This window comes from Acinetobacter sp. CS-2 (assembly GCF_016599715.1).
Taxonomy (GTDB): domain Bacteria; phylum Pseudomonadota; class Gammaproteobacteria; order Pseudomonadales; family Moraxellaceae; genus Acinetobacter.
Window position 1 is genome coordinate 1,043,543 of record NZ_CP067019.1, and the last position, 24,850, is coordinate 1,068,392.

The window sequence follows — 24,850 nt, forward strand, 5'->3', positions numbered from 1 at the left end:
CTGTTATTTGTATCTAATTATCCAGGATCTAATGATCAGTATCTATGCTTGTTATAATACGCTTGTTATCAATAGTGCTTTGCTTTGAGTAATCATCATTCAAATAATCCATATTATCGACTAAAGTATTAGATGATTGTCCCGGATTTTTTATTTTTCTAAAAAAATAATAAAAATGAAATAATTAAAAATATCTGAGTGAATTTTAATCAGTGTAGTCTGTATAAATTTTAAATATTTCATGCATTATATTGGTATGACCAATTTTAAATAAGAAATTGCTTATTGATCTTTATTTGGTTAAAAAGTAGCATATTTAAAGTTTATTGATATATTTTTTTAATTAAATGATTATTGGTCATACCAGTTAAGATGTTAATTGGTAGGTGATCAGACCATTTTGTATTCTGGAAAAGCATTTCAAGGAGAGGACAATGCTTCAACAATGGCAACAGATTTACGATCCTATGGGCAATATCTGGCTCTCCAGTTTGATTGCCCTGATTCCCATCATTTTCTTCTTTTTAGCGCTTGCGGTATTCCGCATGAAAGGTAGTGTAGCGGGAACAATTACCGTGATCCTTGCGCTGCTGGTTTCATTATTTTCCTATCAGATGCCGGTCGTGATGGCTTTTGCATCGATGATTTACGGTTTTTTCTATGGCCTGTGGCCCATTGCCTGGATTATCCTCGGCGCCGTATTTCTGTATAAAATTTCGGTTAAAACCGGACAGTTCGATATTATTCGTTCCTCCATTTTGTCAATTACCGAAGATCAGCGCTTACAAATGCTCTTTGTGGGTTTTGCCTTTGGTACTTTCCTGGAAGGTGCGGCAGGTTTTGGTGCTCCGGTTGCCATTACTGCTGCATTGCTGGTGGGATTAGGTTTTAAACCCTTATATGCAGCGGGCTTATGTCTGATTGTCAATACTGCACCGGTTGCCTTCGGCGCAATGGGGATTCCCATTATCGTGGCCGGGCAGGTTTCAGGTGTAGATACCCATGAAATTAGCCAGATGGTCGGACGTCAGTTACCGTTTATGGTACCCATTGTTCTATTCTGGATTATGGCGATTATGGATGGCTGGCGTGGTGTGAAAGAAACCTGGCCAGCGGTAATTGTGGGAGGTGGATCATTCGCACTTGCACAATATTTAACCTCTAACTTTGTAGGTCCTGAACTGCCAGATATTACCGCTGCAATTGCTTCACTTATTTCTTTAACAATTTTGCTTAAATTCTGGCAACCGAAACATATTTTCCGTTTTGCAGACCAAGATGCAAATGTTGATGAATCAGCTGCTCAACAGCTCGCAGCTCAAAAACAGCAAAAATATAGCATTGCTCAAATTGCCAAGGCATGGTCACCATTTGCCATTTTAACCGCGATGGTCACCATCTGGAGTATCAAGCCCTTTAAGGATTTATTTGCCAAAGATGGTGCTCTGCATGATCTGGTGATTTCCATCAAGGTGCCGTATTTGCATCAGCTGATCCAGAAGATGCCGCCAGTGGTCCCTGAAATTAAGGACTACGATGCGATTTATAAATTTGACTGGATTTCTGCCACAGGCACAGCCATTTTCATTGCCGCTATCATCACCATCATTTTCCTGAAAATGAAGCCCAAAGCAGCTGTCATCACTTTTGGCGAAACCATCAATGAATTGAAAATTCCTATTTATTCCATTGGTATGGTACTGGCCTTTGCCTTTATTGCGAACTATTCAGGCATGTCGGCCACGCTGGCTTTAGCGCTGGCACATACAGGTCAGGCATTTACTTTCTTCTCGCCATTCCTTGGCTGGATAGGCGTGTTCCTGACCGGTTCAGACACATCTGCCAATGCACTGTTCTCGGCACTTCAGGCGACCACGGCACAACAGATTGGCGTGCCGGAAGTACTGCTGGTTGCAGCTAATACCAGTGGGGGTGTAACCGGAAAAATGATTTCACCTCAATCGATTGCAATTGCCTGTGCGGCTGTAGGTCTGGTAGGTAAAGAATCTGATTTGTTCCGCTTTACCGTGAAACACAGTATCTCCTTTACCGTGATGATTGGTATTATCATCACATTACAAGCCTATGTGTTCCCATGGATGATTCCATAAACTGGAATTGATGCAAGAGTAGAGAAATGCAGATGAAAGTTTCCGACCAAGCCGTACAGCAGCTCCGTATGTTGATTGAACAGAGCAATATGCAGGTTGGAGACCGTTTGCCTGCAGAACGTAAATTATGTGAACAGCTCGGGGTGTCGCGTTCATCGTTGCGTGAAGCGATTCAGCATTTGGTCAGTACGGGTATGTTGCTCAGCAAGGCAGGCTCGGGAACCTTTTTGCAGTTGCTACCGAGCGCCTGGACCAATCATCAAATTGTAGAACCTTTAAGCAATTTGATTGATCAGGACCCAGCTTACCGTTTTGATGTGCAGGAAGCCCGTAGCGTTTTAGAGGGTGGTACTGCTTGGTATGCCGCTCAGCGCGCCACAGCAGCAGACCTGGAAAATATTCGCCGCTGCTACGATCGGATTGCCCATTATCAATCTATTGGGGATGATGACCAGTCAGCAAAAGCGGATGCTGAATTCCATTTAGCCATTGCCGAAGCCTCACATAATTTAGTGCTAATACAGATGATGCGCAGCCTGTTTGACCTGTTGAAATACAACGTGGTTTTGGGCCGACGCAAAGTCTATAGCGAATCGCACCGTTTTGATCAATTGCATGATCAGCACTTTCAGGTGATGGATGCAATTGAACGCCGTGATCCTGATGCTGCACGCAGTGCAGTCTGTGGACACATTGAGTTTGTAGTACAACAGGTACGCTTGATTGATGAAGAAGAAGCTCGTCGCCAGCGTGCCAGTAGATTAAACAGGATATAAGCATGATTATTTCTTCTGCGAATGATTATCGTGAAGCCGCTAGACGCCGCTTGCCACCGTTTTTATTTCATTACATTGATGGTGGTGCGTACGCGGAATATACACTGAAGCGTAATGTGGAAGATTTATCAAAAATTGCGTTGAGACAACGTGTACTGAATGACATGTCGCAGTTAAGCCTGGAAACCAAACTGTTTGATGAAACCCTGTCTATGCCCGTGGCTTTGTCACCTGTAGGTTTGACCGGGATGTATGCCCGCCGTGGTGAAGTGCAGGCGGCAGTGGCGGCAGATAAAAAAGGCATTCCTTTTACCCTGTCTACTGTTTCAGTTTGTCCGATTGAAGAAGTGGCTCCAGCAATTCAGCGTCCAATGTGGTTCCAGTTGTATGTGCTGCGTGACCGTGGTTTTATGAAAAATGCTCTGGAACGTGCCAAAGCGGCAGGTTGCTCAACCTTAGTATTTACAGTAGATATGCCTGTGCCGGGCGCGCGTTACCGTGATGCCCACTCGGGTATGAGCGGGCCAAATGCAGCAATGCGCCGTTATATGCAATCCTGTTTCCATCCGCATTGGGCCTGGAATGTGGGCTTGATGGGACGCCCACATGACCTGGGCAATATTTCTAAATACTTGGGTAAACCCACGGGTCTTGAAGATTATATTGGCTGGTTAGGTTCTAACTTTGATCCCTCGATTTCCTGGAAAGATCTGGAATGGATTCGTGAGTTCTGGGATGGTCCAATGGTGATCAAGGGTATTTTAGACCCTGAAGATGCCAAAGACGCAGTACGTTTCGGTGCAGATGGTATTGTGGTTTCAAACCATGGGGGCCGTCAGCTGGATGGTGTTTTATCTTCCGCGCGTGCTTTGCCGCCAATTGCCGATGCAGTCAAAGGTGATATTAAAATTCTAGCCGATTCGGGTATCCGTAATGGTCTGGATGTAGTGCGTATGCTGGCCTTGGGTGCAGATACCTGTATGTTGGGTCGTGCCTTTGTTTATGCACTGGGCGCTGCCGGTGGTGAGGGTGTTTCCAATCTGCTCGAATTGATTGATAAGGAAATGCGCGTAGCAATGACGCTGACTGGTGCCAAAACCATTGCCGATATTACTTCGGATTGTTTGGTGAAGTTAGATAGAGAGTTGGCTTAAATAATAATTTTGAATATTAAATTTAGTCAAAGCTTGAATTTGATACGCGTAAACGTCATCCGCAACTGTTTGAGGCAGGACTTCATACTTAACATCATGTTTCTGCGATGAAAATAAAGACTTGACGGAATATGACGAGTTTTGCGGATTACAATGGTTTTGCCTACTTTTCCCGAAAGAAAAGTAGGTCGAACCGAAGGTTAATTCCTGAATATAAATAATATTGGAAAGACTCCGCAGTAATGAATACCGTGTTGATTAAGAGCGACAATTCATCAATAGGATATGACAAATGCCATCCAATTTAGATGCACAGCAAACCATTCAAAAACTCATCCACATTGTCGGCAAGCAACATGTATTCACGGATGACAATGACACACGATTATACCGTCAAGGTCGTCGTTACGGTTCCGGCCAAGTGCTGGCCGTGGTCGTCCCGGGTTCATTGCTGGAACAGTGGCAAGTTTTGCAGGCTGCGGTGGACGCAGACTGTATTGTGATTATGCAGGCTGCCAATACCGGACTCACCGGTGGCTCAACCCCTTTTGGCGATGATTATGACCGTCCAGTGATTCTGATCAACACTCGACGCTTGGTTGGCATTCAAGTGATTAATGATGCGAAACAAGTGGTTTGCTTGCCCGGTGCAACACTAGACAAACTGGAAAAAGAACTGGCAGTGTTTAATCGTGAGCCGCATTCGGTGATTGGTTCCTCCTGTATAGGTGCATCGGTTTTGGGTGGAGTCTGTAATAACTCGGGCGGTGCACTGGTTCGCCGTGGACCTGCCTATACGGAACTTGCCCTGTATGCCCGAGTAAATGAAACCGGACAACTTGAACTGGTCAATCATTTGGGCATCCAGCTCGGTTCAACACCAGAAGAAATTTTATCCCGACTTGAAAATCAGCAATATCAATTGACTGATATTGAAAATGATCAACATTGCTGTGCTTCGGATCATCGTTATGCGCATGACGTGACTCAAGTTGATGAGAACACGCCAGCACGTTTTAATGCTGATCCATCGCGTTTGTATGAAGCGTCCGGCTCGGCAGGAAAAGTCTGTGTCTTTGCAGTACGTCTGGATACCTTTGAAAAAATTCCCAGTCAGGTGTTTTATGTGGGTACCAATACCCAGCAAGATTTAACCGCAATCCGCCGTTTTCTACTCACGGGTTTAGCGCGTTTACCGATTGCGGGCGAATATATTCACCGGGTGGCTTACGATATTGGTGCTGAATATGGCAAAGATACCTTCATGTTTATCGAAAAATTCGGAACAGCCAAAGTACCGGCGGCTTTTGCCATGAAAGATAAGGTCGATGGCTACCTGGAAAAAGTTGGCATGAAAGGGCTGTCTGATAAAGTCCTGCAAATGCTGAGCAAATTTTTACCGTCGCATTTACCGAAACGCATGAATGAATTCCGGGATTTGTATGAGCATCATCTGGTGCTGCGCATCGAAAATCAGGATGTGGAGCAGGTTCAGCAATTTTTAAAGCACTATTTTTCATCTCATAACACTGGAAATTATTTCCACTGTACCGAAGAAGAAGGACGTAAAGCCTTTTTACATCGTTTTGCTGTAGCTGGAGCTGCCATTCGTTATCGCGATACCCATCGTTCAGAAGTAGAAGATATTGTCGCGCTGGACATTGCCTTACGCCGTAATGACCGTGAATGGGTAGAAACTTTGCCAAAGGAAATGGATGAGCTGATTATCCATAAACTTTATTATGGCCATTTTTTATGTCATGTCTTTCATCAGGACTATATTGTGAAAAAAGGTGTTGATCCTTTAGCGATAGAACATCAAATGTGGAGTTTACTGGATGAACGCGGGGCTGAATATCCTGCAGAACATAATGTCGGGCATTTATATGTGGCCAAGCCTGCGCTAAAAAACCATTATCAAAAACTGGATCCGACCAATAGCTTTAATGTGGGGATTGGTCATACCTCAAAATTAAAATACTGGAATCAAGAAACAAATTAAAAAACTGAATTATAATAAAAAATAACGGGTTCTATCTCAGGCGCAGTCTAAGCACTGCGCTTTTTTTTATGAAAAGTTGACTGTTTCGTCAGACAATGTGTAAAACAAGTCATAAACAAAAGAATAAAAATAGGTAAAGTAATATGCAACAAGTTGCAAAGCCAATATATAAAGGATCCATCATGACAACTCGCTATGCAAATATATTAAAACCGCTACATTTGGGCTTTACGACCATTAAAAACCGTGTCGTGATGGGTTCCATGCATACCGGTCTGGAAGACCGTTTTTATAATTATCCTAAATTGGCCGCATATTTTGGCGAACGGGCAAAAGGTGGTGTAGGTCTGATTATCACTGGGGGGATTTCCCCGAACCGTCAGGGTTGGTTGCTTCCTGCGGGCGGTACCATGAATAATTTGGCGGATGTGGCGCCGCATCGTTTGGTCACACATGCCGTACATAAGCATGGTGCAAAAATTTTAATGCAGATTTTGCATTCTGGCCGTTATGGCTATCAGCCTTTTGTGGTTTCTGCCAGTCCAATCAAGTCACCGATTTCACCTTTTAAACCGCGTCAAATGAGTGAAAAGCAGATTTTAGAGACTATTGAGGATTATGCACACACGGCCAGCATTGCCAAAAAAGCCGGCTATGATGGTGTGGAAATTATGGGTTCTGAAGGCTATTTGCTGAATCAGTTTTTAAGCCGTCATGTCAATCAGCGTACCGACCACTGGGGCGGTGACATTGAAAACCGCATGCATTTGGCAGTAGAAATTGTCAAAGCTATTCGGGAAAAAGTCGGTGAAAAATTTATTATCTGTTTCCGTTTGTCCATGCTCGATTTAGTACATGATGGCAACACTATGCAGGAAGTGATTACCGTGGCACAGGCTCTGGAAAAAGCCGGAGTTACCTTGCTAAATACGGGTATAGGCTGGCATGAAGCCCGTATTCCGACCATTGTCACTTCAGTACCACGTGCAGCGTTTGCCGATTACACTGCAGTAGTGAAAAAGCATGTCGCTATTCCTGTGATTGCCTCTAACCGGATTAACATGCCTGAAACGGCCGAAGCCATTTTGGCGGCTGGAAAAGCCGATATGGTGCAGATGGCGCGACCATTGTTGGCGGATGCCTTCTGGGTCAGCAAGACCGCCACCAATCGGGTAGATGAAATTAATACCTGTATTGCCTGTAACCAGGCTTGCTTGGACCACACCTTTAAAAATAAACGTGCAACCTGTCTGGTCAATCCGCGCGCTGCTTATGAAACGGAACTGGTGTATGTAAAAACCAAAGCACCGAAAAAAATTGCTGTTGTTGGTAGTGGTGTGGCAGGCATGTCGGCTGCAATGGTAGCTGCCAGTCGGGGGCATAAAGTCACATTATTTGAAGCAAGCCATGAAGTGGGCGGCCAGTTCAATCTGGCTAAAGTAGTACCGGGTAAAGAAGAATTCCATGAAACCATCCGTTATTTTAAAGTTCAAATTGAAAGAACTGGGGTAGAGCTGCGCTTAAATACCAAAGTGAACCGTGAACAACTGGAACGTGAAGGCTTTGATGAGGTCGTGGTTGCGACTGGAGTTGTTCCGCGTGCCTTAAATATTGAAGGCAGTCAGGCACCGCAAGTGTTGTCTTATGCAGAAGTGTTACGTGGAGCAGCAGTTGGCAATCGGGTGGCGGTGATTGGTGCCGGTGGTATTGGTTTTGATGTATCCGAGTTTTTATTAAAACCTGAACATCAGCCACAGCCGCAACCGTTGGCAGACTGGCAACGGGAGTGGGGCATTGACCCGAATCCGAACTATACTTCTGAGGGTGGCATACAAGCTGCCGAAGTGGCTCATCCTGTCCGTGAAATTTATCTCTTGCAACGTAAAACGACACCGCTGGGGATTGGCTTGGGTAAAACCACAGGTTGGGTGCATCGTGCGCAATTGAAAAAACACGCTGTGAAGATGCTACGTGGTGTGCAATATAAGTCTGTAACCAATGAAGGTTTATGGATTGAAACCAATGGCCACGATCAATTGTTACGTGTAGATACTGTGGTAGTGTGTGCAGGACAGGAATCGGTCAAAGACATTATGCCAACGGCGGATGAATTTACCTTGGCGAATTACCATATTATTGGTGGTGCCAAACTGGCGGCAGAGCTTGATGCCAAGCGTGCAATCCGTGAGGGTGCCGAATTGGCAGCCAAATTATAATTTTTAAAGTTAATTTGGTGAAACAATATTCATTTGAATAGTTTGCTTGTAATTTTTACTTGTCAGTTTTTAAAAAGATCCGTATTATGGCGCACATGGAAGCGTGGCAGAGCGGTTTAATGCACCGGTCTTGAAAACCGACGAGGGTGTGAGTCCTCCGTGAGTTCGAATCTCACCGCTTCCGCCAAATTTAAGATAAAGCCCTGATCATTGATCGGGGCTTTGTTGTTTTTAGGGTTATGCAAGGTAAGCCGATAATAAGCAGAATAAAAACCTAGCTTAAGTTCAAGTTATTGATCAAGCCTAAATACAATTTCAAATTGAGTACCGTCCCAAACAGTTAATTCACCAATCCAATTTGTTTTTGCATTAAATCTTTTCGGGTATTGGCTGCCATCTTTACCCTCTAAAATATTTTGAAAATCAGAACTGTTATTGAGCATTGCTATAATTGGTCTAATTTTTAAGTTTTCTTCCAAAGCAAGATCAAGATTTCTCTTAAACTCATTACGTCTATTGCCCGACCATCTATCAATACGGTCACGATAGACCTGTTTTCTTTCAGTTGGGTGTTTAGACAATAAAGGTTTATGCCCCCATAAACTAACAATTAGCTCATTGTTAGAGCTAATTGAAGATACCGACCAGTTCGGATTCTTAAGATCAGCATTAAATTTTTTAAATTCAGAAACGATGCCCACAAAATAGCCTTATTCAATTTTACCCTTATTAAAAATATTCTGATTGGTATAAATTACAAGTATTTAATGGTAATAAATGTCTGATATTCCAACTATTTAGGGTATATACATTGGTGTGCATGTTGGAACTGAACCAGTTTAAAAAATTACATTGGAATAGAGTGGTTAGAGCTAGGCGATTTAAGTCAGATGATAGTGCGATATTGTGAATACAGCATTTATGCTAGGTTGAGTCGGGATAAAAAACATTTCAGGCTACGTTGCCGCTACACATGGTGTGATAGTTCGTATACTACTCAATAATTAAAAATTTAAATAAGAGACCCTGCTGATGCAGGGTCTTTTATATGAGTAAAGATGATATGAATCTAAATTGTTTATTTAGTTGAATCCAAACCGCAGATAAATTGTTCTGGTTCAATTTCTGTAGTCACGATGACATGTACACCAATATTTCTGAGCTTTTCTCGTAATCGATCTCCGATTCCTGTGGTCACAAATATGTCCATAGGCAAAAGTTTTTCGAGTACTTCCCCAGACTGGGAAAAAGATTCTTCTTTTTCCACTTCAATAAGCTGTTTGTCAGTCACTTTTTCATCTTTTAATTCATATTTCCAGAATTTTCGACATTTTCCAGCATGTGGAGTAATGTGACGCCGGTTCTGGGATGTAATTACAATTAACATGGAGTTTCTTCCAAACCAATAGTTATTTAAATTGATGATAATCATAAGGGTTTAAATTATTCCCGATTATCCTCAAGCTAGATTTTCCAGTACAAATTGAGGCGACTTTATAAATAGTTTGATCAAAGCCTGTGCCGAACTTGATGGATGACGCACTCCGCGTTCCCAGCTCTCCAAGGTACGGGCAGAAATACACAGTTTGGCTGCCAGTTCTGTCTGTGAAATATTAAGGGCATGTCTGATCCGGACAATCTGTTGCGCCAAATCCAGACAACAGCCGCTATTAAAATCATTTTTTTGCGAGTGTGCATGATCATGCTGAAGTAGATTCATCATTATCTCCTCCTTATTGATACATCAAAAAGTTGTAATAACACTTTAAAAAAATCCAAAGGTAATTAAGACAGTAACAACTGAACTCAAAGCAGGTTTGAGCACAGTTAAACTAAACGTCATGATCACCTATTACGGATTGGACCACTGTGGCTGAAGATGTGGGTTACGAGATGCCTATGCGGATAGATAGAGCCATACTGCATCGATATTCAAACGTAGGCAGACTACTCAGCGATACCACATCTGTTGATTTAGTGGGTGAGTGTTAAAGGAGGAGCACGGCCCTGAGGAATCAGGAACCAGGGAGCGGGTGGGGTCAGTACATGCGGGACAGAGGCACTGAAGAACAGAAGTAAGGTCTGAGTTCTGACCAGTACTGGTCTGAGCTTGGTGTCCAGTAGCGGTAGGGTATAGCTGTGCACCAGACAGAACTGGCAGTCATGAGTGCTGTGTGAATCATTCTGCTGTTGGTGTGGTGCATGCTGATCCTGCACGTCGGTGACGACCTGTACATCGTTCTGATCTGCTGCACTGGTGTGGTGATGGGCATGTGGATGGGATGTTGGAAAATTAAGTGTTTTGTGAGTGCTATTAACTTGCAGATCTAATGCAACGGCAATAGTTTTACATACCGAAAAAACACTGTGCTTTTCTGGCAATAAAGGCTGCAGGAACACAGCGATCTGTAACAAGATTGCGGATAATCCCAACAATCTTCCCAACATTATGAGCACTTCACTACGCTTTTATGAATATTGCATGAATTATAATATAACAAAATATGAAATTTAGAACTGAAAAAAATAAGCTATTACATTAATTCTAATCTGTTATTAAACATAGTTTTATTTTTCTGCTAGATTTGAAGGCATCATCTATTTTTAAGCATAAACTTAGAGTTCAATCCAATATTGATTTATAGTGATTTTAATCGTTATTTTTATTCTATATTCTTATAAATTATAGATAAGAATTGTTTTGATAGAGGGAAATCATGTTTAACATTCTGATGTATGTCCCTTGGGGCAAGGTGCCTGAAACCCCGGCAAAGAAATTATGGGGGCAACGGGAAAATGTACAAATTGTGGATGTTCGAACTGAGCAAGAATTTAAACACAGCCATATAGAAGGTGCCGTCAATTTGCCGATTACCCGGTTTACAGAATCTGCAATATGCTCATTAGGTCTCAAAACAGATCAACCTGTAGTAACGATCTGTTTATCAGCACACCGGAGCATTCCTGCGACACGTAAACTGGCCAAGATGGGTTATTCAGTCTCACAGTTAAAAGGTGGCATGAAATCCTGGTGGAAAAATGACTTGCCGTGTATCGAAAACTAAAGGCTAAATCTGCAGTAAGAGATGTTTTATTTATTTAAATAAAACAAGTTTGGCTGGTCCGAGAGGGCAAAATTTTTTAATCCTCAAACACATCTATTAGGAATGCATAACGCTTTTCCTGGCTAGAACAAAAAATAGCGTCTCTTATTTAAAATTTCCTTTCACGCATTTCAATTCAGTAAAGTTTTTTGTGGACACTCTTTAGCCAATAAATAAACTTATTCGGCAGTTTATATAGAACTAGTTTATTTTTTTATTTTAAGTCTTTAATTTAATTCACCTTTTGTTTAATTTTTTTTGCTTTTCAAAACTGGCTATATGTTATATATTTATAAAGTGAAAAGTCGAGTAAATACGTAGGGATTTATTCTGAAATTTCATGTTTTTATTCAATTTATCCCTCTTAATTCGATTCCAGTCGAGAGAAAGTTTGCTGAAGCGAAGTGGATTTTTTATTGCATTTGCAGTCTTACTTCTGCAAATCGCAGTATATTTACAGCCTCTGCTGCCGGAAAAATTTCACATTGCTCCGGTCTGTATGTCGATTACCCACAATCTTCTTTCGTCTGCTGATCATCATGCCCACTCTGCTCATCATGAGCTGCTCAAGGATTTGATTCCTCAGCAATCCCAAGATCACAGTCAGCATAATCACCAGTGCCAATACTGCACTGTTTATGGTGATTTGGTACTGCCATTTAAACTGGGAATTGATGAAGTTCTGGACCGGATTCAGGTTCGACTAAATTTCTATCAGTCGTTCTTCCGGCATGTCTATTTCAGCTTGCAGAAGCTGTATTTGCTGCCACAGGGCAGAGCGCCACCTCTGACTTTTTAGGACACGATTGGTCACGTCAAACAGTTGTTTTTGTTTGCACTACACAACATCTTAAAGAGTTTTAATCATGAAAATTCAGTTTTCGCTGTTCGCTAACAGCGTAATGGTTTCGTTCGCCCTCAAAAAAGTCTATAGCGTATCCGGTATACGGGTTTCATCTCTATACCAGAGGATCAATGTCCGGCAAGGGGTGTCAGTTTCACTGCATCAATCAGCGCCGTTGATGTCCTCCCTGTATTCAATTGATCAGTAGGAGGCAGCATGAATTTAGGGCTAACCGCTCTGGAACTGTCGCGTATCCAATTTGCATTTACCGTATCATTTCATATTATTTTTCCGGCAATTTCTATTGGTTTAGCCAGTTTTCTGGCTGTTCTTGAATGGCGTTGGCTTAAAACCAATGATCCGGTATACCGGGACTTATTCAAGTTCTGGATCAAGGTTTTTGCCCTGTCCTTTGGTATGGGCGTAGTCTCCGGTGTGGTGATGAGCTATCAATTTGGCACCAACTGGAGTGAGTTTGCACGGATTTCCGGCAGTGTCACAGGACCATTACTCGCTTATGAGGTTTTAAGTGCGTTTTTCCTTGAAGCCGGTTTTCTGGGGATTATGCTATTTGGTTGGGGGCGAGTGGGACTGAAAACCCATTTTTTCGCAACATTGATGGTGGCTATAGGTACCTGTATTTCAATGTTCTGGATTCTGTCCTCGAATAGCTGGATGCAAACCCCTCAGGGCTTTACTGTAGAAAATGGCATTATTGTCCCGCAAGACTGGTTTGCCATTGTCTTTAATCCATCTTTCCCCTATCGATTAGCACATATGGCAATGGCCTCTTTTCTGGTTTCTGCTTTGCTCGTCGCTGCCACAGCCGCATTTCATTTATTAAAAGGCCGTCGTGATGCCTTGGTAAAAAAATCATTTTCCATGGCCATGTGGATGATTGTGGCATTGGCACCTCTACAAATGTTTGTGGGAGATATGCATGGCCTGAATACGCTTGAACATCAACCGGCCAAACTGGCAGCCATAGAAGGACACTGGGAAACCAATAAAGATCATGGCATGCCTTTATATCTATTTGGTATTCCCGATATGCAGGCTGAAGAAACCAAGTATGCGATCGGTATTCCGAATCTGGGCAGTCTGATTATGACGCATAGCTTAAATGGTGAAGTCAAAGGCTTAAAGGAATTTGCCCCTGTAGACCGTCCAAACTCACTGGTCATATTCTGGAGTTTCCGGATTATGGTCGGACTGGGTGTACTGATGATGCTGATGGCCATCATCGGTTTATGGTTAAGAAAAACCGGAAAATTTTATGAAACACCATGGTTCCATAAATTTTCTTTGTACATGGGTTCATCTGGATTTATCGCTTTACTCGCCGGTTGGTTTACCACTGAAGTCGGTCGTCAACCCTGGGTGGTTTATGGCATTTTACGGACCAAAGATACTCTTTCTCCCGTTTCAGCAGAGCAGGTGGGTTTAACCCTGATCATTTTTGTAATGGTCTACTTTATTGTGTTTGGTGTTGGCATTTTCTACATGCTGAAATTGATGCGTAAAGGTCCGGAGTTTATACATTCGGCACCCCATAGTGAGCAGGCGGTCATACAGGCATCAAAACGTCCTTTAAGTACAATTGATGAGGAGAGCGATCTGGATAAAGTAAGTCCTACACAATCTCAGGAGAATCAAAAATGATCGATTTATCATTAATTTGGATTCTAATTATTGGATTAGGAGTGCTGATCTATGTCGTGCTGGATGGCTTTGACCTCGGTATCGGTATCCTATTTCCTTTTATTTCCGATCGCCAGGAACGTGATGTTATGATGAATACCGTCGCGCCTGTCTGGGATGGTAATGAAACCTGGATGGTACTGGGTGGTGCAGGATTATTTGCTGCATTTCCCTTGGTGTATTCCACTGTGTTATCGGCTCTGTATATACCCATTATTCTGATGCTGATCGCGCTGATTTTCCGGGGAGTTGCCTTCGAATTCCGGTTTAAGGCCAATAAAACCAAATATCTTTGGGATCAAGCTTTTATTTGGGGATCGATCCTCAGTTCTTTTTTTCAGGGCGTGATTTTGGGAGCCTACATTCAGGGCATTAAAACCACGAATGGCATTTATACTGGCGGTGGTCTGGACTGGTTAACACCTTTTTCCCTGTTTACCGGTCTAAGTGTGGTCGTACTGTATGCAACGCTGGGATGTGGCTGGTTGATCTTTAAAACCGAAAAAATGCTGCAGAATCGCATGTTTGAACTGATGCCAAAACTGCTCATCGCATTATTGCTGATTTTTGCCTGTGTCAGTATTTATACGCCTTTGCTTCATCATGAAATTGCAGTGCGCTGGTTCAGTCAACCACAACTCTTTTATTTTAGCCCGGTTCCCGTACTGGTTCTGCTGTTTACTTTCCTGGCAATCAAAGCCTGTAAGCAGCGCAAAGAGTTCCTGCCATTCATTTATACTTTGGCTTTGGTAATTCTCGCTTATAGCGGTTTTCTGATTAGTTTATGGCCTTATGTCATTCCACCATCCATTACTATCTGGGAGGCTGCAGCACCTGCCAGTAGTCAATTATTTGCCCTTATTGGCGCACTTATCTTAATTCCGATCATTCTTATTTATACCGGATTATCGTATTGGGTTTTCAGGGATAAAGTGCGTGTGGGTGATGAAGGTTATCATTAAGGAGGCTAAATGAAAATTTCTGAATTGAAATGGTTTATTGGCTTATGGCTGGCTGGTTTTTTAAGCTTGGCCTTGGTTGCAGGGCTATTTAGATTGCTGTTGAAATTGGCGTATTAAGTTTTAAACACAGATCAGTGGGAGTTCTCACTGGTCTGCTGAATCAAGATACGGTATGTTAATCATGAAGCTGTTCATGGAATTGAACCAATTGAATCAGACAATTCATATCAATCAGGAGTCGATAATGAAAAAATATCTTTTTTGTGTAGGCATTGAATTTAAAAAAGCATCAGATCCATCGGAATCTTATGCGTATGTGACAGCTTATTTAGGCGCAAAAAACATCGATGAAGCAATTCAACGGGTGAAAAAACAGCTGGAGCAAGAAGGAAATGAAATCCTGTTTGTCCGTGGTTGTTGGGTCGTCGATTCAGACTGTGATGATGGTTTCTGTCCAACAGATGAGAGTAAAGTACTTGCAAAAAATGACTTGCTCTTTAATGACCAGATCTTGTTTGGAAAGTTACAGGAATGGTCTATCGATAATAACTACGAATACTAATTTCGTGAGCGATGCATCAGTTGGTTTTTTCTTTCTGATGTATCGTGCTTTATCCCAGTCCATGTATGGTCAGTGATGAACAGGAATTATACTCGGTAACAGACAGAACATCATCTAAGTCAAATAGCTGTGGATAATGCTGATTACATCCTAGTAGTGAAAAGTATTTACAAAGAGTTTGAAGAATACTAAAAAGAATAACAAGAAAAGCAATCCTTGTTCGCTAGAACTCATCAGAGTCTTAGCATAAAAGCTATTCTAATCTTATCGGAATTACGCTGAAAATCGTAAATTGCAGTTGAGATGTAAATTTCAAACTGTTTTTGTCATGTAGAAGTTTCTATATTCACAGACCTCATAAAATATGAAGGGGTATATTTTTTCCTTCCAGCAGTTAAATTGCTTTTGCATCTTTTTTATGCAGCCATAACAGAGATAAGGCCGAGAGAATAATCCAAGGTAGGAGAGCAATATTCATGATTTGCCATCTCCAAATATCCAATAAAGCTCCAGCACTGAAAGAACAGGCTAACCCGACAATGGGAGTGGAAGTTGGTCTGGACTTGTCGCTGAAAAATTAATGGGAGAAGAAACGTTTCCCGTCTGTTCACCCACCTTTTATCAAGCACATTTAGAACAATTAAAGTCTCCTGAAGGATTGTTAAATTTACCTCTAATTCATGATCTCTCAATGGATCATCACTCTGGTTTCACGACTTGGGATACATGGCTGCATTTTCATCAAATAACTAATGAAGATAATCCACGGGGTCTCAAAATCAATAATTCAGCTGCGGTATTACAGGCTGCAATTAATGGTCAAGGAGTAGCACTCGCGAGAAGTGTCATGGTCTATGATGATTTAAGAGCAGGGCGTCTGGTCCGCCTGTATCCAGAAATAAACTGTCCTTCCTCTTTGGCTTATTATGTTGTTTACAGAGAAGAATGCCGGACTTTACCCAAGCTGAATGCATTTAAAGACTGGCTGATACAGCAGGCTCAACAGGCTGATATTTTGGAGTTAATTTGATGATGCGCTGATGAATAAGTCCCGCCGGGTCCCCCATTTTAAAAAACGTGTCGATGATATTGCAGAGCCGACTGTCATTGATGCGGTTCAGCTATAGCTTCCTAATTCATCCTAAAATAGAATAGGTGGAAAAGCGGCGACTGATTTAACTGTAGTCGCTTTATTTTTTAATAGTTTCGATTTTAGCTAAACGCCTTTTAAAGTTTTTCAATATTGCAGCCGCTTTTAATCCATCAATTCCACCTTCACCAAAACCAAAGCAATCCTTTCAATCTGCTGATAAGCAGGCTGATCCAGTTCTTCACCAAAAACATCGGGATCAATTTCTTCATAACACCAATGGATACTCGGTTGAGACAGCATTAATTTTTCAAGCTGTTGTAAAAAAGGATTACCGTTTGGACGAATAGCTACACCCGTATATAAAAATAAACATCCTTGAGGATTAAGCCGCTGAATGCCTTCTTTTACAATATTGAAGGCGAGTTCATTACCATCGAGTTGATTTCCACCATGCCGATATTGACGCTGATCTGCATCCATTAAATAAGGTGGATTGGCAAAAATAAGATCGAACTGTCCTGCAAGATGAGTAAATAAATTGCTGTAAACCGGAGTGATATTATTTAAACCTGCAAAGCTGGCATTGATTTGACTATACAACAATGCTTTCGGATTAAGATCCGACACGGTTATTTCATTAAAGTCTGGATAATCTTTGGCCAGACTAATAGCAGCAGCCGAACTGCCACAGCACAATTCCACAGCACGTTTAAATGAATGGGGCCGAGCTGCTAAATATTGTTTAAGATGGTATGCAAAGCGGTAAGTATCGGGACCAAAAAATACCGAATCGTGTTGAAGGGTTGGGAAACTTGAATGAATAAATAATTCACGATCAAGCGAAGCGACACGTACATCACTCAGCCATTGATGATCCTGAAAATGGATGAGCCGATTTTCTTTTAGAATTTCAAAAAGTGCCGGATCAAGATCGGTTTCGGCAAATGCCAAATTCCAGCCAAATATATCTCGAAGCGTAATTACGGTGTTCTTTTCTTGTCTTTTTCGGCTCAGAATACGTTGATGGGAAAGCGGGGTAATGGCGGTAAATTGATAGTCTCGTTGTTTTAAGAAATCTAATAAAAAAAGCAAAGCCTGTTGTTGAGTGGTATCGATATTCAAAATTTGGTTCATATGGATGTTCTCTTCTGATTATTTATTAAAAACCAATTCCGAGGTTTTGGAGCTTATTTAAGTTTTTGAAACGAGGTGTGACCAGACGAGTCCTGACTGCTTAAAGGGTTTTTTATCGTGTAATTGCATAGAAAAGATAGGCTTGATTTTCGCCTAAAAAGCAGTTGATTTGGGTAAAAAAGTGCTGCTGATTGGTTAGATTTGTATTTTTGTATAGATCGATAAGACAGGCTATAAACAACAATTAAATTTGAATAAATTATTCATTTTATTATTTTATTTAAATAGTTTGAGATGACTACCTGACAGTAATCATCTCGAACTTGGAGGTATTAAATAGTTTTAACCTTTCAGTTCAGGCAAATCAAACCAGATAACTTGAGTATCTTGCAAAGCTTCAATCTGACTTGCCTCTAAAAAGCCAATGGCGCCGCCAGCTTCTACTGTATGCTCTGCAATCTTGATTGAACCGGAAATGACATGCACATAATTAATATATTGGGTCGCTTCAATGTTTAGGCGTTGACCCTGGTTAATCACTGCAGTTTTAACTTCGGCTTGCTGACGAATATGCATCGGTGCATTTTCGTTGGGACCAACAATCAAATGCCATTGATTCGGCTGTTCACGTGGGTCACATTTGATTTGTTGATAACTTGGTTCTGCATTGCGTTCATTTGGGATAATCCAGATCTGCAATAAATGAACCGGCTCATCACCCTGGTTAATTTCACTGTGCTGAACACCTGTGCCGGCACTCATCAGCTGCCATTCACCGGCAGAAATTCCACCTTCATTACCCATGCTGTCTTTATGAGAAATCGTTCCCTTAAGCACACAGGTCAAGATTTCCATATTGTCATGGGGATGGGTGCCAAAACCATTATGCGCTGCGATCAAGTCATCATTAATTACACGCAAGGCGCTGATATCCATGAGTTTTGGATTATACCAGCTACCAAAGGAGAAGCTGTGTTTAGACTCAAGCCAGCCCATTTTTACATGACCGCGGTTGTCACTGGGGTGTAAAAAAGCATTCATATTAATGCTCCTATCATTATTTTAAACATGAGCTTATTTTAATGGTTTGAAAATGACATAGAAATCATAAAACGGCAACAAGTCATCCTGTTTTTGAAACGATGATGTTTATATTGTTGAGGCAGCAGTTTATAAAAAAGCCTGCAACAGATGCAGGCTTTTCTTCATACAGGGTGCAGGGATTATTCCAGGAATTTAACTGTGACACCCGATTTGACTTTTTTACCCAAATCATTAGCATCCCAGTTGGTTAAACGGATACAGCCATGCGATGCAGTTTTAGAAATTGCAGATGGATTTGGTGTACCGTGGATACCAAATGATTTTTTACTTAAACCGATCCAAATGTTTCCGACAGGAGCATTTGGACCTGGTGGTAAAGAAAGCGGTTTTGTATTATTGCCTTGAATAAAGTTACTTGGTGAATAGCTGTACCATGGGTTTTGCGCTACACCGGTAATTTTATAAGTACCTGTAGGGGATGGTGTATCTGAGCTACCAATTGTGGCAGGGAATGAGCCAATCATCTGGTTACGACTATTAAATAAATACAGTTGTTTCGCACCTTTATGCGCAACGATCAGATGAATATCTTCTGGAACTTCATTGCGGATATTGGCCACAATAATTTTTTCACCAGCTTTTTTGAAGGTTGCCTTAGGATTTAACTTTTTCAAAAAGTCTTCATCCATATGGAATTTTTCACCCAGCATTTCGGTTACGCGCGTGTAATACAGGCCTTTCATTTTGGCTTGCAGGGCATAATCGTGCGGAATGGTTTGTGCATAAGGACCTTTCAGGTCTGCATCGGTAATCGTATATTCAATAAATGCAGGCTTAGCACCTTGGCGAGCAATCAAAGCATCCCAAGTTTCCTGAGTTAAAATACCTGTCGGTTTAATGCCGTTGATTTGCTGGAAGGATGCAATGGCTTTCAGGGTATTTTTACCACTTGCACCATCAATTGCACCCGGAGAAGCATGGGCATTGTTGAGCATCACATGGGCACGTGCATAAACAGGGAATTGGCCTTTACCAATATTGTCATACCATGTAGCGTTATTTAAACCTTCTAAGGTCCAAGAGGCTTTCGCAGAAGCAGGAGTAGTAGTTGGCGTGCTCAGTGTTTTTGTAGTCGGTGCAGCACCAATCGCAGCATTATTATCTTCAGTATTTTGAAGATCTTGCAGGGTTTGCGAGGCCTTGTTCAGGTCATTTTGTTCTTGTGGGGTAATCTGTGCATTCGCAGTGCTTGCAGCACCAGATGCGGCATCGGTTGCCAGTGGGTCAATCGGATCTTGAACCACCGTATTCGCAATCTTTTGAGGATTTAATGGTTGTTCAGCAGTAGATGCGGCAAACGCTGTACCCGCAAAAATGCAACTTAAACTCATGGCGAGTAATGTGCGAACGTACATGTAATTCAACCTTAAGAATTATTCATTAACTATGTGACAAAACTAGGCAAGTATTGCAGAAAAAATGAGGAGATGCAGTATTTGTTTTGTGTAAAAAAAATTTTACATTTAACGTGATCGATTTTTAGCTGCAAGAGAAGTTACTAAATTTTCGACCTTTTTGTTATGATGGTTCGAAGATTAAAAATGAGATGGGAAAGTAAATGACGACGCTAAAAAACGATCGTTTTCTGCGGGCCTTATTGCGTGAGCCGGTAGATACCACACCAGTTTGGATGATGCGTCAAGCAGGACGTTATTTGCCTGAATATCGTGAAACACGTGCCAAAGCAGGTGATTTCCTTTCCCTGTGCAAAAATAATGATTTTGCCTGTGAAGTGACCTTACAGCCTTTGCGTCGTTATGACCTGGACGCTGCCATTCTATTTTCAGATATTTTAACCGTGCCAGATGCTTTGGGGTTGGGTTTGTATTTTGAAGCGGGAGAAGGTCCAAAATTCCATAAGACTATCCGTACCGAGCAAGATGTGGCGAATTTACCCAATTTTAATGCCAAATCCGATCTTGATTATGTGATGAATGCTGTAAGCACCATCCGTTCAGCCTTGGGTGGTCAAGTGCCGTTAATCGGTTTCTCGGGTAGCCCGTGGACATTGGCCACTTATATGGTGGAAGGCGGTTCCAGCAAGGAATTTCGCTATACCAAACAGATGATGTATGCACAGCCTGAAGTGTTACATGCTTTGCTGGACCGCTTGGCGATTGCTGTGATTGATTATTTAAATGCGCAAATTGATGCTGGAGCGCAAGCGATACAGATTTTTGACAGCTGGGGTGGTGCGCTGGCACATCGTGAATATATCGAATTTTCACTGAATTACATGCAAAAAATTGTTGCCGGTTTAAAACGTGAAAAAGACGGACGTAAAGTTCCGGTGATTTTATTCACCAAAGGCGGCGGACAGTGGCTAGAGCCTATGGTGGCAACTGGTGCTGATGCCTTTGGACTGGACTGGACTACATCTTTGAACATGGCACGTCAAACCGTGAATGGCCGTGCTGCATTACAGGGCAACCTCGATCCGGCCACTTTATATGGTAATGCTGCATCGATTGAAAAAGCTACCAAAGCCATGCTGGATGATGCTTATGCAGGTGGTGAAAAAACAGGTTATGTGGCCAATTTGGGCCATGGTATTACCCAGTGGGTTGATCCTGCTAATCCTAAAGTGTTTATTGATACGGTGCATGAATACAGCGCTAAATATCTTTAAATCTGTATGAGTTAATTCATTATTAGGATTCAACCTTGATCAGTTTTTTTAAATCATGTTTTGAGTTCTCATTTAAGGCAGCTTCGGCTGCCTTATTTGGGATATTGCTGCTGATTGCTTTTGCACTGACCGCCTCTATGGGGAGTCAGGAGTTTTACGGCTTGTTCCGTTATGACTATCTGCTGTTCTATGCTCTGATTATTCAGGCCTGTTTGCTGTATTTAAAATTAGAATCGTGGGCCGAAGCCAAAGTCATTGCCTTGTTTCATATCATGGCGATGGGCATGGAAATTTTTCTGACCCATCCACAGATTGCATCCTGGCAATATCCACAGCCGGCAGTGTTTAAAATACTGACTGTCCCCTTATTTGCCGGATTTATGTATTCGGCAGTGGGCAGTTTTTTTGCACGCTCACTCAGACTGTATCAGGTGTCCTTTGAGAAACTGCCAAGCTTTCCCAATATGCTGGTTTTGGCTGTTTTTTCCTATATCAACTTCATGAGTAAATTTTTTGTTCCCGATATCCGCCTGTTTCTCTTCGTCTGGAGTGTGATCATTTTCTGGAAAACTAAAATTCGCTTCCAGTTGCAACAGCATCAGCTACAACTCCCGATGTTACCCGTACTGATTGTTTTAGCGTTTCTGATCTGGATTGCAGAAAATATCAGTACTTTTTACAGAATCTGGCTGTACCCCAGTCAGGTCGATGCCTGGCATATGGTCGGCTGGGGCAAGATGGGTTCCTGGTATTTATTGCTGCTTCTGAGTCTGGTGTTGGTGTTAAAAATATTGGGTAATCGCAGCAAAGACGGGGTCTGGACTTTAAAAAACAAATAACTTCAATGTTTTATGTGGTGGGTGATGACTTTGGTGTAAATTGTTTTGCCTTATAAGAAAGTTGCCGCTATCTTACAGAGGTGTAATAAAATTTACACAATGGTGAAGAATTAGAACACTTGAATAATAAATTTTGGAGAATAACCATGTTGAAAAAATTAGCTTTAGCTGCAGTTGTAGCCCTCGGTTCTACAGCAGCATTTGCAGATCGAGATGCAGGTTGTGGTATCGGTTCTCAAGTCTGGGCAGGTCAATCCGGTAAAGTACCTAAAATTCTTGCTGCAACAACCAATGGACTTTTTGCCAACCAGTTATTCGGTATTACCTTTGGTACGCTAGGTTGTAGCGGCACAGGGACAGTGACTGCTCAAGCAGTGACTTTTACCAATGAAAATGCTGAATCTTTGGCACGTGATATGGCCGTTGGAGAAGGGGAAAGCCTAAATGTACTGGCTGAACTTTTAAATATCAGAGCACAAGACAAAGCCCGTTTTTTTGCGGTTTCTAAACAGAACTTCGCTAAAATTTATGCTGCAGAAAATCACGATTCACTTCAGGTACTTGCTTCTTTGCAAGCAGTGATGGCTAAAGATGAAGTCTTGAAAGCCTACGTATAATTGAATATCTCAAAACCCTGTCATTCTGACGGGGTTTTTTCTTATTTTACATTTCTTCTTGAATAAAAGATAAATACCCAATTTGCATGAAATCACTTGCGTTCGTTCTTACTTTAACCTTTTCCACAATGACCTACTCGGCAACAGCTGTTGAAAGCATTGAAGCTCATATCACTCAGCCCTACATAGAACGTGCAGCACAACAAAAATTAGCTCAAGACATCACTTGGCGCAGACTCATGTATGCCGATAAACAAGGACAAAGTGAAGTCAGCTATGCAGGTTATTTCTTATCGCCAAATGGTCAAGTTGATTTAAAACAGGAATTGCAGGCCAATATTCAGGCCTTATTTCAACCTGCAGCGCCGAATCATTCGCTGCGTTGTCGCTTTCCAGCACGCAGCCAGTGGTTAATGCAGCAACTGCATATTTCTGAACAGCAATTACCAGTGGTCACCTGTCCGGAACTGGACGACTGGATTGGTCAAATCAAGCCTTATAAAGCCACACTCATTTATGCAACCGACTTTATGGGTAATCCCAGTTCGATGTTTGGGCATACCTTGCTGCGCCTGGATCCCCAAGATCAGAAACAGCTGAATTTGGTATCCTACGCCGTGAATTATGCAGCCACAGTCACCGAGGGCGAAGGCTGGTCTTTTGCCTGGAATGGCCTAACTGGGCAGTATCCGGGGGAATATTCCTTAATGCCTTATTACCGTAAGGTCAAGGAATATGGGGATCTGGAAAGTCGGGATTTGTGGGAATATGAACTTAGCTTAACTCCTGACGAAACCCGATTTTTAGTGCAGCACATTTGGGAAATGAAACATGTGAGTTTTCCTTATTATTTTGTCAGTGATAACTGTGCCTATCGTTTATTGGGGCTCATTGATCTGGTTCGTCCAGCGCTGAATTTAAAACAGCAATTTAAAGTCGCAGCCATTCCTGTTGAAACCATAAAAGCCATTGAGCGGCAGGGTTTGGTCAAGGAAACAATCTATAGACCGGCTTTAGAAACCCAGCTGTTATCGCAAGCCAGACAGCATGGCAAAAGTCTGGCTAAAGTGGCGCATCAAGTCGCTTTTGCCGAACCTATAGAAATGTCTAGGCAAATGGAGGCGTATCAGGACTTGGATAAAGCCAAGATTTTAGAAATGGCCTATGATGATTTATACCTGCAATTTATCGGGCGTAAAGTTGAGCCAGTTTTTGCCCAGCCACGCTTGCGCCAGCTATTGAGTATGCGCAGTGAAATTGATCTGGACAAACAACGCCCACAACCACAACGCCCTAAAGTAGACCCTACTCAAGCACATGATGCCCGTCATTTTTCGGTCAATATGGGGGAGGTACAGGGTGAGAAGTTCGTCGAGTTGGGACATCGTCAGGCTTATCATGACCTGATTGATCCGCAAGGGGGCTTCAGGACGGGTACGCAGTTGCTATTTTGGGATGGTTCAATTCAGTATCGTGATGATGAGTTGAAACTGGAGCATTTTGATTTTCTCAACGTGAATTCTTATAACCCGATGACCCCTTTTAAAATGCCACTCAGCTGGGGTTTTAACCTTGGCTGGAAGCAGGAAGCTTTGGAACAAAAGGGTCAGTTCAGTGAGCAGGAACAGCACGGGATTGCCAATTTACAGGTTCAGATGGGCTATAGCTATGCAAACCCGGCACGTGAACATTTGTGCTATATGCAACTGCAAAACCATATACAGGCCGGCAAGGCTTTAGATCAGGGCTGGCGTGTCGGGATGGGACCGACTATAGGTTGTCAAAATATCTGGTCAGATCACATCAATAGTCTGCTACAGCTAGAATTACCGTATTGGGAAGATTCCAAGCAATGGCAACTTAAACTGAATACCCAGTGGCAATATGTCCTGAATCCGCAAAATGTCATTCGTTTTAATTGGCAATACCAGCAACAAGACCATAAGGACTGGATGAAAACCAGTCTGGGCTATGTACGTTTTTTTTAATACTTTATAAAAAT

General features: G+C 42.1%; 23 protein-coding genes, 1 tRNA gene and 1 pseudogene. 17 read left to right on the forward strand and 8 right to left on the reverse strand.

Annotated features, from left to right (window positions below; genetic code table 11):
* The first annotated feature begins 434 nt into the window (after positions 1–434).
* From lldP to JFY49_RS04900, 6 genes are all read left to right on the forward strand, one after another.
* Complete coding sequence (gene lldP / locus JFY49_RS04875; protein WP_200224117.1) at positions 435–2,111, forward strand: L-lactate permease; 1,677 nt, start codon at positions 435–437, stop codon at positions 2,109–2,111.
* Positions 2,112–2,143: 32 nt separating this feature from the next.
* Complete coding sequence (lldR, locus tag JFY49_RS04880; RefSeq protein ID WP_086195132.1) at positions 2,144–2,887, forward strand: transcriptional regulator LldR; 744 nt, start codon at positions 2,144–2,146, stop codon at positions 2,885–2,887.
* 2 nt (positions 2,888–2,889) lie between these two features.
* Entirely contained in the window at positions 2,890–4,041 is a 1,152-nt protein-coding gene (lldD, locus tag JFY49_RS04885) for an FMN-dependent L-lactate dehydrogenase LldD (protein WP_200224127.1), read from the forward strand.
* A gap of 292 nt (positions 4,042–4,333) precedes the next feature.
* The gene (gene dld, locus JFY49_RS04890) at positions 4,334–6,043 is read left to right on the forward strand and encodes a D-lactate dehydrogenase (RefSeq protein WP_200224129.1); all 1,710 of its coding nucleotides are present in this window, start codon (positions 4,334–4,336) and stop codon (positions 6,041–6,043) included.
* 182 nt (positions 6,044–6,225) lie between these two features.
* A complete protein-coding gene (locus tag JFY49_RS04895; RefSeq protein ID WP_200224131.1) occupies positions 6,226–8,259 on the forward strand; it encodes an NADPH-dependent 2,4-dienoyl-CoA reductase in 2,034 nt (677 codons plus the stop codon).
* Between the two features lie 97 nt (positions 8,260–8,356).
* Positions 8,357–8,446: transfer RNA gene (locus JFY49_RS04900), tRNA-Ser, on the forward strand.
* A 103-nt stretch (positions 8,447–8,549) separates the two neighbouring features.
* On the opposite strand, the gene JFY49_RS04905 is transcribed toward JFY49_RS04900, so the two are convergent.
* The 4 genes from JFY49_RS04905 to JFY49_RS04920 all read right to left on the reverse strand — a co-directional run bounded on the left by JFY49_RS04905 (position 8,550) and on the right by JFY49_RS04920 (position 10,707).
* Positions 8,550–8,960 (reverse strand): hypothetical protein, encoded by a 411-nt coding sequence (locus tag JFY49_RS04905; protein ID WP_200224134.1) that lies wholly within the window; start codon positions 8,958–8,960, stop codon positions 8,550–8,552.
* Positions 8,961–9,337: 377 nt separating this feature from the next.
* Positions 9,338–9,646: a NifB/NifX family molybdenum-iron cluster-binding protein gene (locus JFY49_RS04910; protein WP_200224137.1), complete on the reverse strand. Its 309-nt coding sequence runs from the start codon at positions 9,644–9,646 to the stop codon at positions 9,338–9,340.
* A 72-nt stretch (positions 9,647–9,718) separates the two neighbouring features.
* Complete coding sequence (locus JFY49_RS04915) at positions 9,719–9,979, reverse strand: helix-turn-helix domain-containing protein (protein ID WP_166171018.1); 261 nt, start codon at positions 9,977–9,979, stop codon at positions 9,719–9,721.
* A 254-nt stretch (positions 9,980–10,233) separates the two neighbouring features.
* Entirely contained in the window at positions 10,234–10,707 is a 474-nt protein-coding gene (locus tag JFY49_RS04920; RefSeq protein WP_227609541.1) for a DUF2946 family protein, read from the reverse strand.
* A 269-nt stretch (positions 10,708–10,976) separates the two neighbouring features.
* Between JFY49_RS04920 and JFY49_RS04925 the strand changes: the two genes are divergently transcribed.
* The 6 genes from JFY49_RS04925 to JFY49_RS04950 all read left to right on the forward strand — a co-directional run bounded on the left by JFY49_RS04925 (position 10,977) and on the right by JFY49_RS04950 (position 15,432).
* Positions 10,977–11,324, forward strand: a complete 348-nt coding sequence (locus JFY49_RS04925; protein WP_180081115.1) for a rhodanese-like domain-containing protein — start codon at positions 10,977–10,979, stop codon at positions 11,322–11,324.
* Positions 11,325–11,703: 379 nt separating this feature from the next.
* Positions 11,704–12,162, forward strand: a complete 459-nt coding sequence (locus JFY49_RS04930) for a DUF2946 family protein (protein WP_395518866.1) — start codon at positions 11,704–11,706, stop codon at positions 12,160–12,162.
* 261 nt (positions 12,163–12,423) lie between these two features.
* Positions 12,424–13,869, forward strand: a complete 1,446-nt coding sequence (locus tag JFY49_RS04935) for a cytochrome ubiquinol oxidase subunit I (protein ID WP_200224140.1) — start codon at positions 12,424–12,426, stop codon at positions 13,867–13,869.
* On the forward strand, positions 13,866–14,870 hold the full coding sequence (gene cydB / locus JFY49_RS04940; RefSeq protein WP_180081118.1) for a cytochrome d ubiquinol oxidase subunit II: 1,005 nt from the start codon (positions 13,866–13,868) through the stop codon (positions 14,868–14,870). Before JFY49_RS04935 ends, cydB begins: the two co-directional genes overlap by 4 nt.
* 9 nt (positions 14,871–14,879) lie before the next feature.
* Entirely contained in the window at positions 14,880–14,987 is a 108-nt protein-coding gene (locus JFY49_RS04945; RefSeq protein WP_004973777.1) for a DUF2474 family protein, read from the forward strand.
* 127 nt (positions 14,988–15,114) lie between these two features.
* On the forward strand, positions 15,115–15,432 hold the full coding sequence (locus JFY49_RS04950; protein WP_086194969.1) for a hypothetical protein: 318 nt from the start codon (positions 15,115–15,117) through the stop codon (positions 15,430–15,432).
* Positions 15,433–15,826: 394 nt separating this feature from the next.
* Here the strand turns inward: JFY49_RS04950 and JFY49_RS17490 are convergent.
* Positions 15,827–15,973 (reverse strand): annotated as a pseudogene (locus tag JFY49_RS17490) (MFS transporter); the annotation flags it as partial.
* A gap of 39 nt (positions 15,974–16,012) precedes the next feature.
* On the opposite strand from JFY49_RS17490, the gene JFY49_RS04955 reads away from it, so the two are divergent.
* Positions 16,013–16,462 (forward strand): LysR substrate-binding domain-containing protein, encoded by a 450-nt coding sequence (locus JFY49_RS04955; RefSeq protein ID WP_200224143.1) that lies wholly within the window; start codon positions 16,013–16,015, stop codon positions 16,460–16,462.
* A gap of 225 nt (positions 16,463–16,687) precedes the next feature.
* Here the strand turns inward: JFY49_RS04955 and JFY49_RS04960 are convergent, their stop codons facing one another.
* The 3 genes from JFY49_RS04960 to JFY49_RS04970 all read right to left on the reverse strand — a co-directional run bounded on the left by JFY49_RS04960 (position 16,688) and on the right by JFY49_RS04970 (position 20,118).
* The gene (locus JFY49_RS04960) at positions 16,688–17,659 is read right to left on the reverse strand and encodes a methyltransferase (protein ID WP_200224146.1); all 972 of its coding nucleotides are present in this window, start codon (positions 17,657–17,659) and stop codon (positions 16,688–16,690) included.
* 342 nt (positions 17,660–18,001) lie between these two features.
* Positions 18,002–18,700: a pirin family protein gene (locus tag JFY49_RS04965; RefSeq protein WP_200224155.1), complete on the reverse strand. Its 699-nt coding sequence runs from the start codon at positions 18,698–18,700 to the stop codon at positions 18,002–18,004.
* Positions 18,701–18,882: 182 nt separating this feature from the next.
* Complete coding sequence (locus JFY49_RS04970) at positions 18,883–20,118, reverse strand: L,D-transpeptidase family protein (RefSeq protein WP_180081132.1); 1,236 nt, start codon at positions 20,116–20,118, stop codon at positions 18,883–18,885.
* A gap of 203 nt (positions 20,119–20,321) precedes the next feature.
* On the opposite strand from JFY49_RS04970, the gene hemE reads away from it, so the two are divergent.
* From hemE to JFY49_RS04990, 4 genes are all read left to right on the forward strand, one after another.
* The gene (gene hemE / locus JFY49_RS04975; protein ID WP_180081134.1) at positions 20,322–21,392 is read left to right on the forward strand and encodes a uroporphyrinogen decarboxylase; all 1,071 of its coding nucleotides are present in this window, start codon (positions 20,322–20,324) and stop codon (positions 21,390–21,392) included.
* Between the two features lie 38 nt (positions 21,393–21,430).
* Positions 21,431–22,231, forward strand: coding sequence for a DUF817 family protein (locus JFY49_RS04980; RefSeq protein WP_227609596.1), 801 nt, complete (start codon positions 21,431–21,433; stop codon positions 22,229–22,231).
* Positions 22,232–22,377: 146 nt separating this feature from the next.
* Positions 22,378–22,848 carry a DUF3015 family protein gene (locus JFY49_RS04985; protein ID WP_180081138.1) on the forward strand — a complete coding sequence of 157 codons (471 nt, stop codon included), beginning with the start codon at positions 22,378–22,380 and terminating at the stop codon, positions 22,846–22,848.
* Between the two features lie 86 nt (positions 22,849–22,934).
* Entirely contained in the window at positions 22,935–24,836 is a 1,902-nt protein-coding gene (locus JFY49_RS04990; RefSeq protein WP_200224156.1) for a DUF4105 domain-containing protein, read from the forward strand.
* The last annotated feature ends 14 nt before the right edge of the window (positions 24,837–24,850 follow it).

Excerpts from the sequence above, each read along its gene's own strand:
- lldR (WP_086195132.1), top strand. The coding sequence starts at position 2,144 with ATGAAAGTTTCCGACCAAGCCGTACAGCAGCTCCGTATGTTGATTGAA.
- JFY49_RS04935 (WP_200224140.1), top strand. The coding sequence starts at position 12,424 with ATGAATTTAGGGCTAACCGCTCTGGAACTGTCGCGTATCCAATTTGCA.
- JFY49_RS04920 (WP_227609541.1), bottom strand. The coding sequence starts at position 10,707 with ATGTTGGGAAGATTGTTGGGATTATCCGCAATCTTGTTACAGATCGCT.
- JFY49_RS04950 (WP_086194969.1), top strand. The coding sequence starts at position 15,115 with ATGAAAAAATATCTTTTTTGTGTAGGCATTGAATTTAAAAAAGCATCA.
- JFY49_RS04960 (WP_200224146.1), bottom strand. The coding sequence starts at position 17,659 with ATGAACCAAATTTTGAATATCGATACCACTCAACAACAGGCTTTGCTT.
- JFY49_RS04915 (WP_166171018.1), bottom strand. The coding sequence starts at position 9,979 with ATGAATCTACTTCAGCATGATCATGCACACTCGCAAAAAAATGATTTT.
- JFY49_RS04990 (WP_200224156.1), top strand. The coding sequence starts at position 22,935 with ATGAAATCACTTGCGTTCGTTCTTACTTTAACCTTTTCCACAATGACC.
- JFY49_RS04985 (WP_180081138.1), top strand. The coding sequence starts at position 22,378 with ATGTTGAAAAAATTAGCTTTAGCTGCAGTTGTAGCCCTCGGTTCTACA.
- dld (WP_200224129.1), top strand. The coding sequence starts at position 4,334 with ATGCCATCCAATTTAGATGCACAGCAAACCATTCAAAAACTCATCCAC.
- JFY49_RS04970 (WP_180081132.1), bottom strand. The coding sequence starts at position 20,118 with ATGTACGTTCGCACATTACTCGCCATGAGTTTAAGTTGCATTTTTGCG.
- JFY49_RS04965 (WP_200224155.1), bottom strand. The coding sequence starts at position 18,700 with ATGAATGCTTTTTTACACCCCAGTGACAACCGCGGTCATGTAAAAATG.
- cydB (WP_180081118.1), top strand. The coding sequence starts at position 13,866 with ATGATCGATTTATCATTAATTTGGATTCTAATTATTGGATTAGGAGTG.
- JFY49_RS04910 (WP_200224137.1), bottom strand. The coding sequence starts at position 9,646 with ATGTTAATTGTAATTACATCCCAGAACCGGCGTCACATTACTCCACAT.
- JFY49_RS04955 (WP_200224143.1), top strand. The coding sequence starts at position 16,013 with ATGGGAGAAGAAACGTTTCCCGTCTGTTCACCCACCTTTTATCAAGCA.
- JFY49_RS04925 (WP_180081115.1), top strand. The coding sequence starts at position 10,977 with ATGTTTAACATTCTGATGTATGTCCCTTGGGGCAAGGTGCCTGAAACC.
- JFY49_RS04895 (WP_200224131.1), top strand. The coding sequence starts at position 6,226 with ATGACAACTCGCTATGCAAATATATTAAAACCGCTACATTTGGGCTTT.
- JFY49_RS04945 (WP_004973777.1), top strand. The coding sequence starts at position 14,880 with ATGAAAATTTCTGAATTGAAATGGTTTATTGGCTTATGGCTGGCTGGT.
- lldD (WP_200224127.1), top strand. The coding sequence starts at position 2,890 with ATGATTATTTCTTCTGCGAATGATTATCGTGAAGCCGCTAGACGCCGC.
- hemE (WP_180081134.1), top strand. The coding sequence starts at position 20,322 with ATGACGACGCTAAAAAACGATCGTTTTCTGCGGGCCTTATTGCGTGAG.
- JFY49_RS04930 (WP_395518866.1), top strand. The coding sequence starts at position 11,704 with ATGTTTTTATTCAATTTATCCCTCTTAATTCGATTCCAGTCGAGAGAA.
- lldP (WP_200224117.1), top strand. The coding sequence starts at position 435 with ATGCTTCAACAATGGCAACAGATTTACGATCCTATGGGCAATATCTGG.